Annotated in this window: 9 protein-coding genes and 2 pseudogenes; 2 read left to right on the forward strand and 9 right to left on the reverse strand. The window is 71.3% G+C overall.

The genetic code is table 11. From position 1 onward, the window contains the following. Positions 1-67 precede the first annotated feature (67 nt). The 9 genes and pseudogenes from RIM90_RS07055 to RIM90_RS07095 all read right to left on the reverse strand — a co-directional run bounded on the left by RIM90_RS07055 (position 68) and on the right by RIM90_RS07095 (position 12895). Entirely contained in the window at positions 68-3772 is a 3705-nt protein-coding gene (locus RIM90_RS07055; RefSeq protein ID WP_309059702.1) for a ThuA domain-containing protein, read from the reverse strand. Between the two features lie 264 nt (positions 3773-4036). Further along, the gene (locus RIM90_RS07060; RefSeq protein ID WP_309059703.1) at positions 4037-5035 is read right to left on the reverse strand and encodes a sugar phosphate isomerase/epimerase family protein; all 999 of its coding nucleotides are present in this window, start codon (positions 5033-5035) and stop codon (positions 4037-4039) included. 16 nt (positions 5036-5051) lie between these two features. After that, positions 5052-6260: a Gfo/Idh/MocA family oxidoreductase gene (locus RIM90_RS07065; protein WP_309059704.1), complete on the reverse strand. Its 1209-nt coding sequence runs from the start codon at positions 6258-6260 to the stop codon at positions 5052-5054. Positions 6261-6341: 81 nt separating this feature from the next. After that, a complete protein-coding gene (locus tag RIM90_RS07070; RefSeq protein ID WP_309059705.1) occupies positions 6342-7391 on the reverse strand; it encodes a substrate-binding domain-containing protein in 1050 nt (349 codons plus the stop codon). 17 nt (positions 7392-7408) lie between these two features. Then, positions 7409-8428: an ABC transporter permease gene (locus tag RIM90_RS07075; protein ID WP_309059706.1), complete on the reverse strand. Its 1020-nt coding sequence runs from the start codon at positions 8426-8428 to the stop codon at positions 7409-7411. Beyond that, positions 8425-9942 (reverse strand): sugar ABC transporter ATP-binding protein, encoded by a 1518-nt coding sequence (locus RIM90_RS07080; protein WP_309059707.1) that lies wholly within the window; start codon positions 9940-9942, stop codon positions 8425-8427. The genes RIM90_RS07075 and RIM90_RS07080 overlap by 4 nt, the downstream gene beginning before the upstream one ends. Before the next feature lie 225 nt (positions 9943-10167). Next, on the reverse strand, positions 10168-11349 hold the full coding sequence (locus tag RIM90_RS07085; protein WP_309059708.1) for an ROK family protein: 1182 nt from the start codon (positions 11347-11349) through the stop codon (positions 10168-10170). Positions 11350-11641: 292 nt separating this feature from the next. Beyond that, positions 11642-11794 (reverse strand): annotated as a pseudogene (locus RIM90_RS07090) (GntR family transcriptional regulator); the annotation flags it as partial. Positions 11795-11956: 162 nt separating this feature from the next. After that, on the reverse strand, positions 11957-12895 hold the full coding sequence (locus RIM90_RS07095) for a beta-ketoacyl-ACP synthase III (RefSeq protein WP_309059709.1): 939 nt from the start codon (positions 12893-12895) through the stop codon (positions 11957-11959). A 153-nt stretch (positions 12896-13048) separates the two neighbouring features. On the opposite strand from RIM90_RS07095, the pseudogene RIM90_RS07100 reads away from it, so the two are divergent. Further along, a pseudogene (locus RIM90_RS07100) lies at positions 13049-13332 on the forward strand (Fe-S-binding domain-containing protein); the annotation flags it as partial. Positions 13333-13346: 14 nt separating this feature from the next. Further along, positions 13347-14195 carry a formate dehydrogenase accessory sulfurtransferase FdhD gene (gene fdhD, locus RIM90_RS07105; RefSeq protein ID WP_309059710.1) on the forward strand — a complete coding sequence of 283 codons (849 nt, stop codon included), beginning with the start codon at positions 13347-13349 and terminating at the stop codon, positions 14193-14195. Positions 14196-14240: the final 45 nt, after the last annotated feature.

The following is a 14240-nucleotide window of genomic DNA, read 5'->3' on the forward strand; positions in this document are numbered from 1 at the left end:
GGCGCGGGGCCCGGCGGGACGGCGGGCGGAGGTCCGGCGTCCTCCGCCCGCCGCCGTTCGTGTCGCCCTAGGAGGGCAGTTCCTTCAGCTGGATGTTGCGGAAGGAGACCTGGTCGTCGGCGCCGTGGTTCTGGAGGCCGATGTAGCCGTCGGTCAGGCTCCGCTCGGGGTCCTTGTTGGTGAAGTCGTTGATCTTGACTCCGTTGAGGAACACCTGGAGGCGTTCGCCCTGGACCTTGATCTCGTAGGAGTTCCACTGGCCGGGCGGACGCAGGACCTGGTCACGGGCCTTGATGTTCGCCGACTTGAACGAGTAGACGGAGCCCGTGGTGCGGTCGGGCGCGTCCGTGGCGTCGATCTGGATCTCGTAGCCCTTGTTCACCGCGGACCAGGGGTCGTCGGAGGCCGGGAAGCCCACGAAGACTCCGGAGTTGTCGTCGCCCCGCATCTTCCAGTCGAGCTTGAGGGAGTACGACTTCAGCTCCTTGGCCTGGTACCAGAGCAGGCCCATGCCGCCCTCGGTCTCCAGGGTGCCGTCCTTGACGTCGAACCTGCCGGGGCCGGCCTGCTTCCAGCCGTCCAGGGTCTGGCCGTTGAAGATCTCCCGGTAGCCCTTGCCCGGCTTGCAGTCCGCCTTGACCTGACCGGTGGCGTACTGCAGACCGCCGAGCAGGTGGGCGCGGAAGGCCTCCTCGGCGTAGGACTCCTTGGTGTGGCCGCCACCGGTGTAGAAGGAGCGGCCGCCGCCGTAGCTCTGGCACCAGGCGATCGGGTGGTCGCCCTTCATGGTGCCGCCCTCGTAGGTCGTCTCGTCGAGGGTGGCGAGGACCTTGGCCTGCTCACGCGGGTTGGTGCGGTAGTTGTACCACTCGTCGGTGCGCTCCCACGCCTCGTCCAGGTGCGCGGTGGACGGGTGGTCGTGGTCCTCGACGCGCACGGTGGCCTTCTGGATGGCCGGGTGCGAGTCGAAGTGGGCACCGACGAGACCACCGTAGAACTCCCAGTCGTACTCGGTGTCGGCGGCGGCGTGGATGCCCATGTAGCCGCCGCCGCCCGCGACGTAGTTCTCGAACGCCTTCTGCTGCTCGGCGTTGAGGACGTCACCGGTGGTGGACAGGAAGGCCACCGCGTCGTACTTGGCGAGGTTGGCCGTGGTGAACTGCCTGGCCTCCTCGGTCGCGTCGACCGTGATGCCGGCCGGGGCGCCGAGCTCCTTCAGCGCGGCGATGCCGGCCGGGATGGAGTCGTGCCGGAAGCCGGCGGTCTTGGAGAAGACCAGGACCTTCTTGCCGCCCTTGAACGGCTGGGTGGAGAACTCGAAGTCGTCCACGTCGTACAGTGCGCCCTCGCCGCCCCTGAAGACCAGGTAGATCTCCGTGGTGCGCTTGGGCAGCGACCGCAGCGGCACGTCGACGTCCTGGAAGGTCTCCCAGCTGCCGGTCGGCGGGATGTAGGCCGAGCCGTGCAGCGGTCCGTCGGGCGATCCGGTGCGCAGCTCGATGAAGCCGCCCGCGCCGCCGGAGGAGGCCCGTACGGTCATCTTCCTCTGCCCGTCGAACCGGTAGGGGCTGAAGGAGATCCAGTCGCCGTCGTGGATGTCGCCGACGGTCCTGCCGCCGTTGGCGCCGGTCTTGTCGATGACCGCGACGCCCTGCTGCGTCGTGAAGTGCTCACCCTGGCGGTGCAGCGGCTGGAGCACGGTGCGCGCGGTGCCGGTCAGGGCCTCCTGGCCGTTCGCCCCGCCGTCGGTGTAGCCGGCGCCGACGACACCGTAGATGTTGGCGTTGGGGTCGTGACCGCCGTCCCCGGCGGGCGGCTTCAGGGTGCCCTCACAGCCCGTCTCGCTGGTCAGCTCGTGGGCGTGGGAGTCGTGGCCGAGGCTGTAGACGACCTTGACCTTGGAGCAGTCGACCTTCTCCTCGGGGTCGGTGACGGTCACCTTGAACGGGACGGGCTCGCCGAAGGCGGCCAGGCTGCCGTTGCCCGGGACCTCGATCCTCACCTTGGGCTCGGTGTTGCCGACCACGATCCGGACGCTGGCGTTGCCGGTGTTGCCCTCGGGGTCCCTCGCGGTGAAGGTCGCGGTGTAGGTGCCGACCTTCTTGTACTTGTGGGTGGGGGTGAGTCCCTCGCCCTTGGTGCCGTCGCCGAAGTCCCAGCTGTAGGTGAGGTCCGGGGAGTCGGCGTCCTTGGCGGAGGCGGTGAACTTGACCTTCAGGCCGGCCGCGCCGGACGTCTTGTCGGCGCTCACCTCGGCGATCGGGGAGAAGCCGTCCTCGGCGTTCTCGATCCGGTACAGCGCGGAGTTCTCGTCGCCCTGGAACCAGGAGACGCCGTAGTCCAGGACGTAGAGCGCGCCGTCGGGGCCGAACTCCATGTCCATGATCTGGGTGCCGGTCCACGGGAAGTCGTTGATCCTCGCGACGGAACCGTCCTCGTTCTGCTCGATCCGCTTGATCCACCGGCGGCCGAACTCGCCCGCGAAGAAGTCGCCGTCGTAGGCCTCGGGGAACTTCACCGAGGAGTCGAGGTCCGGGTCGTAGCGGTAGACCGGGCCGGCCATCGGGGACTCGGAGCCGCTGCCGAACTCGGGCACGGAACCGCCGTCGTACGGGATCCAGGCCGGCTGGGCGGGCGGCAGGTCGGTGAGACCGGTGTTGTGCGGCGAGGTGTTCTTCGGGGCGTTGCAGTCGAACTTCTCGCCGGAGGTCTTGGTGGCGAAGTCGTAGTCGACGTAGGCGTCGTTGTCGCCGGTGCAGAACGGCCAGCCGAAGTTGGCGGCCTTGGTGACCTTGGCGAACTCGACCTGTCCCGCCGGACCCCGGTTCGGGTCGGCGGCGCCGGCGTCGGGACCGTAGTCACCGACGTAGACGGTGCCGGTCTGGTCGTCGACGCTCATCCGGAACGGGTTGCGGAAGCCCATCGCGTAGATCTCGGGGCGGGTCTTCTCGGTGCCCGGGGGGAAGAGGTTGCCCTCCGGGATGGTGTACGAGCCGTCCTCGGCGACCTTGATGCGGAGGATCTTGCCGCGCAGGTCGTTGGTGTTGCCGGAGCTGCGGCGGGCGTCGAAGGCCGGGTTGCGGTCGGGACGCTCGTCGATCGGCGTGAAGCCGTCGGAGGCGAAGGGGTTGGTGTCGTCGCCGGTGGACAGGTAGAGGTTGCCCTCGGCGTCGAAGTCGATGTCGCCGCCGACGTGGCAGCAGGTGCCGCGGGAGGCCGCGACGTCCAGGACCTTCTTCTCGCTGGCCATGTCCAGCGTGCCGTTGGGGTTGAGGACGAAGCGGGAGAGGCGGTTGACGCCTTCGAACTTCTTGAAGTCCTCGGCGGTGCCGGTCTCCGGGGCGTCGCCCGCGGGGGTGTCGAGCGGCGGGGCGTAGTAGAGGTAGATCGCCCGGTTGTTCTCGAAGTCCGGGTCGATGCCGACGCCCTGCAGGCCCTCCTCGTCATGGCTGTAGACGTCGAGCTTGCCGGCGACCTTGGTGACGCCGCCCTGGTCGGTGAGGCGCAGCGTGCCGTCGCGCGAGGTGTGCAGGACGCTGCGGTCCGGGAGCACGGCGAGCGACATCGGCTCACCCGTCTCGGGCTCGCCCTTGGCGAGCGGTACCTGCTGGAACTGGCCCTCGGCGGCTGCCGGTTCATCGGCTTCCGGTTGGGCGCCGGCGACCGTCGCCGGGGCGCCCACGGCCAGCATCAGGCCGGTGAACAGGGCGAGGGTGGTGCGAAGTCTGGGACGCCTCGTGGTTGTGGTGCTCTTGAGTCTGCTTCTGTGCACGAAGTCCCTCCGGGAACGGGATGGGCCGTACGGGATGGGTGCGAAGACGTGCGGTGCGGGCGCCGGGGTGCGCCGTCACCCCGGAGGCATGGTTGTCCTGAACACTTCAGGGACGGTAGCCGCGTTCATCCGGACCGAACACCCCTTGGCTCAGAGCTGATTGAACTTTTTCCCAGCGCAGGACAAAGCAGGACCCGGGCAGGTCGGGCCGGGGACCGGCGGATGTTCCGGCCCCCGTTCCCGGCCTGCCGCCGGGCGCGCGGATCAGCTGTTGAACGCTGCGTCGAAGGACGCGCTGGGCGGGTCGAAGTCGTACGCCTTCAGGCGGGTCAGCGCCTCGGGGGCGCCCTGGAGCCGGTCCATGCCGGCGTCCTCCCACTCGACCGAGACCGGGCCCCGGTAGCCGATGGAGCGCAGCATGCGGAAGACGTCCTCCCAGGGGACGTCGCCGTGGCCGGCGGAGACGAAGTCCCAGCCGCGCCGCGGGTCGCCCCAGGGCAGGTGGGAGCCGAGGCGGCCGTTGCGTCCGTCGAGGCGCTTGCGGGCCTCCTTGCAGTCGACGTGGTAGATCCGGTCGCGGAAGTCCCACAGGAAGCCGACCGGGTCGAGGTCCTGCCACACGAAGTGGGAGGGGTCGAAGTTGAGGCCGAAGGCCGGCCGGCGGTCGACCGCGTCCAGGGTGCGGACGGTCGTCCAGTAGTCGTAGGCGATCTCGCTGGGGTGCACCTCGTGGGCGAACCGCACGCCCTCCGCGTCGAAGACGTCCAGGATGGGGTTCCACCGCTCGGCGAAGTCCTCGTACCCGCGCTCGATCATCGACTCGGGAGCGGGCGGGAACATGGCGACCAGGTGCCAGATGGCGGAGCCGGTGAAGCCGATGACGGTGTCGACGCCGAGGCGGGCCGCGGCGCGCGCGGTGTCCTTGATCTCGGCGGCGGCGCGCTGCCGTACGCCCTCGGGTTCGCCGTCGCCCCAGATGCGGGCGGGCAGGATGGCCCGGTGGCGTTCGTCGATGATGGCGTCGCAGACGGCCTGGCCGACCAGGTGGTTGGAGATCGCCCAGCACTTGAGGCCGTACTTGTCGAGGAGCTGGTGGCGGGAGGCGACGTAGGAGGGGTCGGCGAGGGCCTTGTCGACCTCGAAGTGGTCACCCCAGCAGGCGAGTTCGAGGCCGTCGTAGCCGAAGTCGCGGGCGAGTCGGCAGACCTCCTCCAGGGGCAGGTCCGCCCACTGGCCGGTGAACAGCGTGAAGGTGCGCGGCATGTGGTGTCCGTCCTCCTCAGGCGGCGATCGGCGTGTAGACGGAGTTCTTCTCGGCGCTCTCCTCCACGGCGGCCAGCACGCGCTGCACCTGCAGCCCGTCGGCGAAGGAGGGTTCGGGTGTACGGCCCTCGGCGACGGCGTGGACGAGGTCGCGGGCCTGGTGCACGAAGGTGTGCTCGTAGCCGAGGCCGTGGCCCGGCGGCCACCAGGCGTCCAGGTAGGGGTGGTCGGGCTCGGTGACGAGGATGCGGCGGAAACCGGCGTGCGCCCCGGGCTCCGTACCGTCGTGGTACGACAGCTCGTTGAGCCGCTCCAGGTCGAAGGCCAGCGATCCCCGCTCGCCGTTGAGCTCGATGCGCAGGGCGTTCTTGCGTCCGGTGGCGTAGCGGGTGGCCTCGAAGGAGGCGAGGGCGCCGGAGGCGAAGCGGCCGGTGAACAGGGCGGCGTCGTCCACGGTGACCTGCCCGGTGCCGCCGGCGGAGACGGCGGTCAGGCCGCTGCCGGCCGCGGTGGGCAGGGGACGCTCCCGCACGAAGGTCTCGGTGAGCGCGGAGACGCCCGCCAGCCGCTCGCCGACCAGGTACTGCGCGAGGTCGACGATGTGCGCGCCGAGGTCGCCGAGCGAACCGGATCCGGCATGCTCGCGGCGCAGCCGCCAGGTGAGCGGGAACTCCGGGTCCACCAGCCAGTCCTGGAGGTATGTCACCCGTACGTGCCGCAGGGCGCCGACGCGGCCCTCGGCCACCATCCGCCGGGCCAGCGCGGTCGCGGGGACCCGGCGGTAGTTGAAGCCGACCATCGCCAGCGTGCCCCGGGCTCCGGCTTCTTCGGCGGCGCGGACCATGGCCTCGGCCTCGGCGACGGTGTTGGCCAACGGCTTCTCGCACAGCACGTGCTTGCCGGCGGCGAGGGCGGCCAGCGCGATCTCGGCGTGGCTGTCGCCGGGGGTGCAGATGTCGACGAGGTCGACGTCGTCCCGTTCGATCAGGGCGCGCCAGTCGGTCTCGGTGGCCGCCCAGCCGTGCCGGTCGGCCGCCGCGCGCACGGCGTCGGCGTTCCGGCCGCAGATCACGGCCAGTTCGGGGCTCAGCGGCAGGTCGAAGACGCGGCCCGCGGTGCGCCAGCCCTGGGAGTGGGCGGCGCCCATGAAGGCGTAGCCGACCATGCCGACGCGCAGCGGTGGCTTCCCCGTGTCTGCCCCTTCTGACTGCTGCGGCTGTGCCATACGGATGTCCTCCTCGTCGTCGTGGCGGGTGGGGGGTGGGCCCCGCCCGGTGGGCTGGTCAGGCCCGTGGGGCGGGGCTCCTCACTTGAAGCCGGTGGACATGTACTGGTCCACGTTCTCCTTGTCGACGACGGCCGAGTACAGCGTGAGCGACGCGGGGATCTCGTACTCGGCGAGGCCGCCGACGCCCTTGCCCTGGCCGAGGGCGCGGGCGAGGTCGATCGCGGAGGCGGCCATCGTCGGCGGGTACAGGACGGTCGCCTTCAGGACGCCGTTGTCGGCCTTGATGGCCTCGAAGGCGGAGAGCGCGCCCGCGCCGCCGACCATCAGGAAGTCGTCGCGTCCGGCCTGCTCGATGGCGCGCAGCGCGCCCACGCCCTGGTCGTCGTCGTGGTTCCACAGCGCGTCGAACTCCGGCTGGGCCTGGAGCAGCTGGGCCATCTTGGCCTGGCCGGACTCGACCGTGAAGTCGGCGGCCTGGCGGGCCACCTTCTTGATGTTGGGGTAGTTCTTCAGGGCGTCGTCGAAGCCCTGGGTGCGCTGCTTGGTGAGCTCCAGGTTGTCGAGGCCGGCGAGTTCGATGACCCGGGCATCGGACTTGTCCTTGAGCTTCTCGCCGATGTAGTGACCGGCGTTCAGACCCATGCCGTAGTTGTCGCCGCCGATCCAGCAGCGGTACGCCTGGGGGGAGTTGAAGATCCGGTCGAGGTTGACCACGGGGATGCCGGCGCGCATCGCCTTCAGTCCGACCTGGGTGAGTGCCTTGCCGTCGGCGGGCAGCACCACCAGCACGTCGACCTTCTTGTTGATGAGGGTCTCGATCTGGCCGATCTGCTGGGCGGTGTCGTTGGAACCCTCAGTGATCTCCAGGGTGACGTCGGAGTACTTCTCGGCGCGCTTCTTGGCGTTGTCGTTGATGGCGTTGAGCCAGCCGTGATCCGCCTGCGGCCCCGCGAAGCCGATGGTGACCGGCTTGCCGGGCTTGTCGTCGGCGGCGGGCTGGTCGTTCGCGGCCGGCTTGTCGTCGTCGGACTCGTTGCTCGTGCAGCCGGTGAGGAAGGCACCGGCGGACACGGCGGCGGCTCCGAACAGGAGCCCTCTGCGGCTCGCGAAAGGCGTGGGCTGTGGCATGGCGGTGAACCCTTTCCTCAGGTCGTGCTCGCGGTACGGCGCTGGACCAGCACGGCGGCGACGATGATCGCGCCCTTGGCGATCTGCTGGACGTCGCTCTGCAGGTTGTTCAGGGCGAAGATGTTGGTGATGGTGGTGAAGATCAGGACGCCGAGGACGGAGCCGACGATGGTGCCGCGGCCTCCGGTGAGCAGGGTTCCGCCGATGATCGCGGCGGCGATGGCGTCGAGTTCGTAGAGGTTGCCGTTGGTGTTCTGGCCGGAGCCGGACAGGACGATCAGCAGGAAGGCGGCGATGCCGCAGCACAGCCCGGACAGCAGGTAGAGGTACAGCCGCTGGCGGCGTACGTCGATGCCGGCGAGCCGGGCGGCCTCCGCGTTGCCGCCGACCGCGACGGTGCGGCGGCCGAAGGTGGTCCGGTTGAGCACCAGCCAGCCGATGACGGTGACCGCGGCGAACACCAGGACCAGCGGCGGGATGCCGAGGATGTAGGCGTCGCGTTCGCCGAGGTCGAGGACGCCGTCGACGGTGACGATCTGGGTCCGCCCGTCGGTGATCTGCAGGGCGAGACCGCGGGCCGAGGCCAGCATGGCGAGCGTGGCGATGAACGGGACCATTCCGCCGTACGCGATGAGCACCCCGTTGACCAGGCCGCACCCCACTCCGACGGCGACGGCGGTGAACAGGATGCCGCCGAAGCCGTACTCCTGCGTGGCGACCGTGGTCGCCCACACCGAGGCGAGGGCGACGATCGCGCCGACCGACAGGTCGATGCCGCCGGAGATGATGACGAAGGTCATGCCGACGGTGACGACACCGATGACGGAGGCCTGGGTGAGGACCAGTTGCAGGTTGCGGGTGTCGAGGAACTGGTCCGGTTTGGTGATGCCGCCGATGAGGACCAGCACGGCGAGTACGCCGAGCAGTGACAGGGTGCGGACGTCGGCGCGGAACAACACGGCGCGCCAGGCGGGGGGTTCGCCTGCCGACGGCACCTTGTCGGTGCTGTCCCGCGGCGGGGAGACGGGCTGCGTCATGACGCCGGGCTTCCTTCCATGACCAGGTCGAGTACACGGTGTTCGTCGAGTTCGCGGGCGGGTGCCGTGTGGACGACCCGGCCCTCGCGCAGCACCAGGACGCGGTCGGCGAGGCCGAGCACCTCGGGCACCTCGCTGGAGACCAGCAGCACGGCGAGGCCTTCGTCCGCCAGCCGGCGGACGACCGCGTACAGTTCGGCGCGGGCGCCCACGTCGACGCCGCGCGTGGGTTCGTCGAGGAGCAGGACCCGGCAGCCGCGCAGCAGCCAGCGCGCGAGCACGGCTTTTTGCTGGTTGCCGCCGGACAGGGTGCGCACGGGCACGTCGGGGTTGTCGGGCCTGAGCGACAGCTCGCGGGTCGCCGCGCGTGCCGCCCCCAGTTCGGCACCGCGGTCGATCCAGCCGCCCCGCGAGAAGCGGGACATGGAGGAGACCGACACATTGCGGGTGACGGACTCCAGCATGAGCAGCGCCTGCGCCTTGCGTTCCTCGGGGGCGAGCCCGAGCCCGGCCCGCACGGCCGCCCGCACGCTGCCCGGCTTCAGGGGACGCCCGCCGACGAGGACCCGGCCGGTGTCCGGCCTGCGGGCGCCGTAGATCGTCTCGAGGATCTCCGAGCGCCCGGAGCCGACGAGCCCCGCGAGCCCGACGATCTCGCCGGGACGCACCTGGAGGTCGAGGGGGGCGAACTCGCCCTGGCGGGACAGCCCTTCGACGGTGAGCACCGGTTCGGCCTCCGGCACGGAGGCGGGCCGCTCCGGGAAGACGTACTCGACGTTGCGTCCCGTCATCAGCGCGACGACCTCGCGGGTCGGCGTCGACTTCGCGGGCAGTCCGCCGGCGACGGCCCGGCCGTCCTTCAGCACGGTCACCCGGTCGCCGATGCGCCGGATCTCCTCCAGCCGGTGCGAGATGTAGACGACGGCGACTCCGTCGGCGGTGAGGTCGGCGACGATGCGGAAGAGGTTGTCGACCTCGTCCGGGTCGAGGGCGGCGGACGGCTCGTCCATCACGATGAGGCGGACGTCGTGGGACAGCGCCCGCGCCATCGACACGATCTGCTGCTGTGCCGCCGACAACTCCCCGACCAGGCGGGCCGGGTCGATCTCCGGGTGCCCGAGCCGCCCCAGCAGCCGGGCGGTCGAGGCCCGCGCGGCCTTCCCCCGTACGACGAAGCCGGCGGCCGTGGGTTCGTGGCCGAGGTGGACGTTCTCGGCGACCGACAGGTGCTCCACCAGGTCGAGTTCCTGGTAGATGGTGGCGATGCCGAGGCGCATGGCGGCGATCGGCGAGCGGAGCGTGACCGCTTCCCCGCGCCAGCGGATGGTGCCCGTGTCGGGCTGGTGGGCGCCGGCCAGCACCTTGATCAGGGTGGATTTCCCGGCGCCGTTCTGGCCGAGCAGGCAGTGCACCTCGCCGGCCTGGACGTCGAGGTCGACGCCGTCCAGGGCCCGGACTCCGGGGAACGACTTGGTGATGCCGGTCATGCTGAGCAGCGGTGGTTCTGGTGCCATGCGGATTCCCCTCGGCGGGCGTACGGGCCGGATTCAGGGCGATCCCCTCGCGGGGCAAGCGTTTTCAGGCAGGGCGGAGCGGAGCGGGGGCGTGGTGCCGGTGAGCTGTTCGGGTGCGGTGGGGCCGGTGCGTCGGAGGAGCGGTGGGGCTTTGCGCGGTGGAACAGGCGGTCGCTTGCGCGGGTGGAACGGTCAGTGACGTGCGCGGGTGGGACGGGCGGTCGCTTACGCGGGTGAGAACAGGTGGTCGCTGATGAGCCGGGCCGCGCCGATGACGCCGGCGGTGGGGCCCAGCTCGCCCAGGACGATGGGCAGGTTGCCGGTCGCCAGGGGCAGCGACTGGCGGTAGACCTGGGTGCGGATCGCGGCGAGCAGGGTGTGGCCGAGACCGGTCACCCCGCCGCCGATCACCACCAGGCCGGGATTGAAGAAGCTGACCAGGCCGGCGATGACCTGACCGGTGCGGGTGCCGCCCTCACGGATCAGGTCGAGGGCGGTCGCGTCCCCCGCGGCGGCCGCCGCGGCGACGTCGACGGCACTGAGCGTGCCGTTCGTCTCCAGGCGGCTCGCGAGTTCGGCGGAGAGCCGCTGCTGGGCGGCCTCCGTGGCGTCCCGGGCGAGGGCCGCGCCGGAGAAGTGGGCCTCCAGGCAGCCCCGGTTGCCGCAGGCGCACGGGCGGCCGTCGGGCACGGCCTGGATGTGCCCGATGTCGCCCGCGCTGCCCGTCGTACCGCGGTAGACCTCACCGCCGACGACGATGCCGCAGCCGATGCCGGTACCGATCTTGACGCAGAGGAAGTCGGCGACGGTGCGGGCGACGCCCGCGTGCTGCTCCCCCATCGCCATCAGGTTCACGTCGTTGTCGACCATGACCGGGCAGCCGAGGTCCTGGCTGAGCGCCTCCCGCACGGGGAAGCCGTCCCAGCCCGGCATGATCGGCGGGGCCACCGGGATGCCCTCGGGGAAGCGGACCGGGCCGGGGACGCCGATGCCGGCGCCGTCGAACCCCTCCGCGAGCCCCGAGGCCCTCAACTTGGCGGCCATGGCCAGTACTTGTTCGAAGACCGCGACCGGCCCCTCGCGGACGTCCATGGGCTGGTTGATGTGCCCGAGGATCTCCAGCTCGGCGTTGGTGACGGCGACGTCGACCGAGGTCGCGCCGATGTCGACGCCGAGGAAACGAAGGTGCGGGTTGAGCCGGATGTTGTGGGAACGCCGGCCGCCGCGCGAGGCGGCGAGTCCGTCGGCCACGACCAGCTCCGTCTCCAGCAGCCGGTCCACCTCCACGGCCAGCTTCGACCGCGAGAGGTCGACCTGGTCGCCCAGCTGGGCGCGGGAGTTGGGGCCGCCGTCGCGCAACAGCCTGAGCAGTCGGGCCTGGTGGGCGTTCGCGGGTCGCGCTGTCATGCGTCTCACGAGCCCCTCCCCGCCTCGATCGGCCTGTGCGCGCCGGTTTCCGGCCACGTCTGTGGCGTGCTTTCGAAGGGAAAGTAGCAGCGGCTGCCCGGGCTGGGAAGAAGTCGCGCAGGAATTGCCCCTCACTTTTTCCACTCACAGGACAAAGGGGTTCCGGAAGGCACCCCGGAGCCCTCCGGAGCCTTCCGGAGCCGGTCCGGCGGACCACGCCGGACCGGTCCAGGACTTCGCCCGTGCGCGGGAGGAACGCCGGGTGTGCTCGGTGTGCTCGCGCATGAGCCGGGTGACCGGCGAGTTCGCTCCCGACGCGATGCCGGCCGGGCCGGAGGGCGCGGGTGGTGACGAGTTCGAGCAGTGCCCCGTGGACACGGTCGCGCAGCGGGCCGGGCCGTTCGAGCCCGGGCACCGCCCCCTGGGGCAGTCCTGTCGACGACATCACGGCCCCCCTCCCCGGCGGGGCGGCCGTGCACCACCGCAAGGCCGGTGTCACCGCGCGCCGGTGGTGACTGTCTTTCGTCCACAGGCTGCGGCGCGCACCGTGCCGGGGAGGGGAGAGCCGGCCTCGTCACACCGGCGCGGGAGGAGAACGCGGGGACGCTCAGGGACAGCGCACGACCTGCCCCGCGTAGGACAGGTTCCCGCCGAAGCCGAACAGCAGGACCGGGTCGCCGGTCGACACCGCGCCCTGCTCGACGAGCCGGGAGAAGGCGAGCGGGATGCTCGCGGCCGAGGTGTTGCCGGACTCGGTGACGTCGCGGGCGACGACGGCGTTGACGGCGCCGATCCTGCGCGCGAGGGGTTCGATGATCCGCAGGTTGGCCTGGTGCAGCACGACGGCCGCGAGGTCCTCGGGCGCCAGTCCCGCCTTCTCGCAGGCCCGGCGCGCGAGGGACGGCAGCTGTGTGGTCGCCCAGCGGTAGACGCTCTGCCCCTCCTGGGAGAACCGCGGCGGTGTCCCCTCGATCCGCACCGCGTGCCCCATCTCGGGCACCGAACCCCACAGCACCGGACCGATCCCGCTCTCCCCGCAGGCCTCCACCACGGCCGCGCCCGCCCCGTCGCCGACGAGCACGCAGGTGGAACGGTCGGTCCAGTCGGCCACGTCGGACATCTTGTCGGCGCCGACGACCAGGGCCCGGCTCGCGGCGCCGGCCCGCACGGCGTGGTCCGCGGTGGCCAGGGCGTGGGTGAACCCGGCGCACACCACGTTGACGTCCATCGCGGCGGGTCCGGGGACGCCGAGGCGCGCGGCGACCCGGGCGGCCATGTTGGGCGAGCGGTCGATCGCGGTGGACGTGGCGACCAGGACCAGGTCGATCTCGGCGGGCGTCCGGCCGGCCGACGCGAGCGCCTTGGCGGCGGCGTGCGCGGCCAGTTCGTCGACCGGCTCGTCGGGGCCCGCGATGTGACGGGTGCGGATGCCCACCCGGCTCGTGATCCACTCGTCGCTGGTGTCCACCATGCCCGCCAGGTCCTCGTTGGTGAGCACCCCGGCGGGCCGGTAGTGGCCGACGGCGGCGATGCGCGAGCCGTTCATGGGTGGATCCCCCTCATGGGTCGGTTGCGGGATGCACCAGTCTGATCAGTGACTCACGGGTACGGGGGCAGGTGAAGCGACAGGAAACGGGTGCCGGGCTTGTCGGCTTCCGCCTCCCGGAAGGCACCCGCTTCTCCCTCGAGGGGCCGGACCACCGGCTCGGCGTGCGCGTACTGCGGGAACCGCATCGAGGTGCGCCCGCGGGCGCGCTGTCGTTCGGGTCGGAGTTCGGCATGCGGGCGGCGGGTACGTGGGACGAGTCGAAGCGGACGGAGACGACCGTGTGCGCGTACTGCGGCGCGGGCCGCGACGTCACCCCGCACGTGCAGGACAATGAGATCGTGAAGGTCACCTCGCCGCACGACGACCCGGTGGCCCACGGCAACCCGTGCGTCGAGGGACGCTTCGGCTGCCGGCACGTACGCAACCGGGACTGATCGGGACTGGGGACATGGGACGAGTCACGGAACGACGCAAGGTGATCCGCATCCGGGACGGGGCGGTGTCCAGCCGCCCGGACACGCTCGTCGCCGAGGAGCCCCTGGAGATCCGGCTGAACGGCAGACCACTGGCGATCACCATGCGCACGCCGGGGGACGACTTCGCGCTGGCGGCCGGGTTCCTGGTGAGCGAAGGAGTGCTGGCGACCGCGTCCGACCTGGAGAACATCGTCTACTGCGCGGGGGCGACGGCCGACGGGTCGAACACCTACAACGTGGTGGACGTGCGGACCGCCCCGGGTGTGGTGATCCCCGACATCACGCTCGAGCGCAACGTGTACACCACCTCGTCCTGCGGCCTGTGCGGCAAGGCGAGCCTGGACGCGGTGCGCACCACGGCCCGCCACCCCCTCGCCGACACTCCCCCGCTGCGCCTGGAACCGGAGCTGCTGGCGAGCCTGCCCGACCGGCTGCGCGCGGCCCAGCGGGTCTTCGACCGCACCGGCGGTCTGCACGCGGCGGCGCTGTTCGACGAGGAGGGCGAGCCGCTGGACGTGCGGGAGGACGTGGGCCGGCACAACGCGGTGGACAAGGTCGTCGGCCGCGCCCTGCAGGGCGGGAGACTCCCGCTGTCCCGGACGATCCTGCTGGTCTCCGGCCGGGCCTCCTTCGAGCTGGCTCAGAAGGCGGTGATGGCCGGCATCCCGGTCCTGGCGGCGGTCTCCGCCCCGTCCTCGCTGGCCGTGGACCTGGCCGCGGAGACGGGCCTGACACTGGTGGGCTTCCTGCGGGGCGGTTCCATGAACGTGTACGCGGGCGAGGACCGCATCGCCCTGCGGACCGCGGCCGCCCGGGGCTGACCGGTCCCCCGGCCCTACCGGGGCCCTCCGACCGTACCGGGGCCC

The organism is Streptomyces sp., from assembly GCF_031181555.1.
Lineage (GTDB): Bacteria > Actinomycetota > Actinomycetes > Streptomycetales > Streptomycetaceae > Streptomyces > Streptomyces fimbriatus.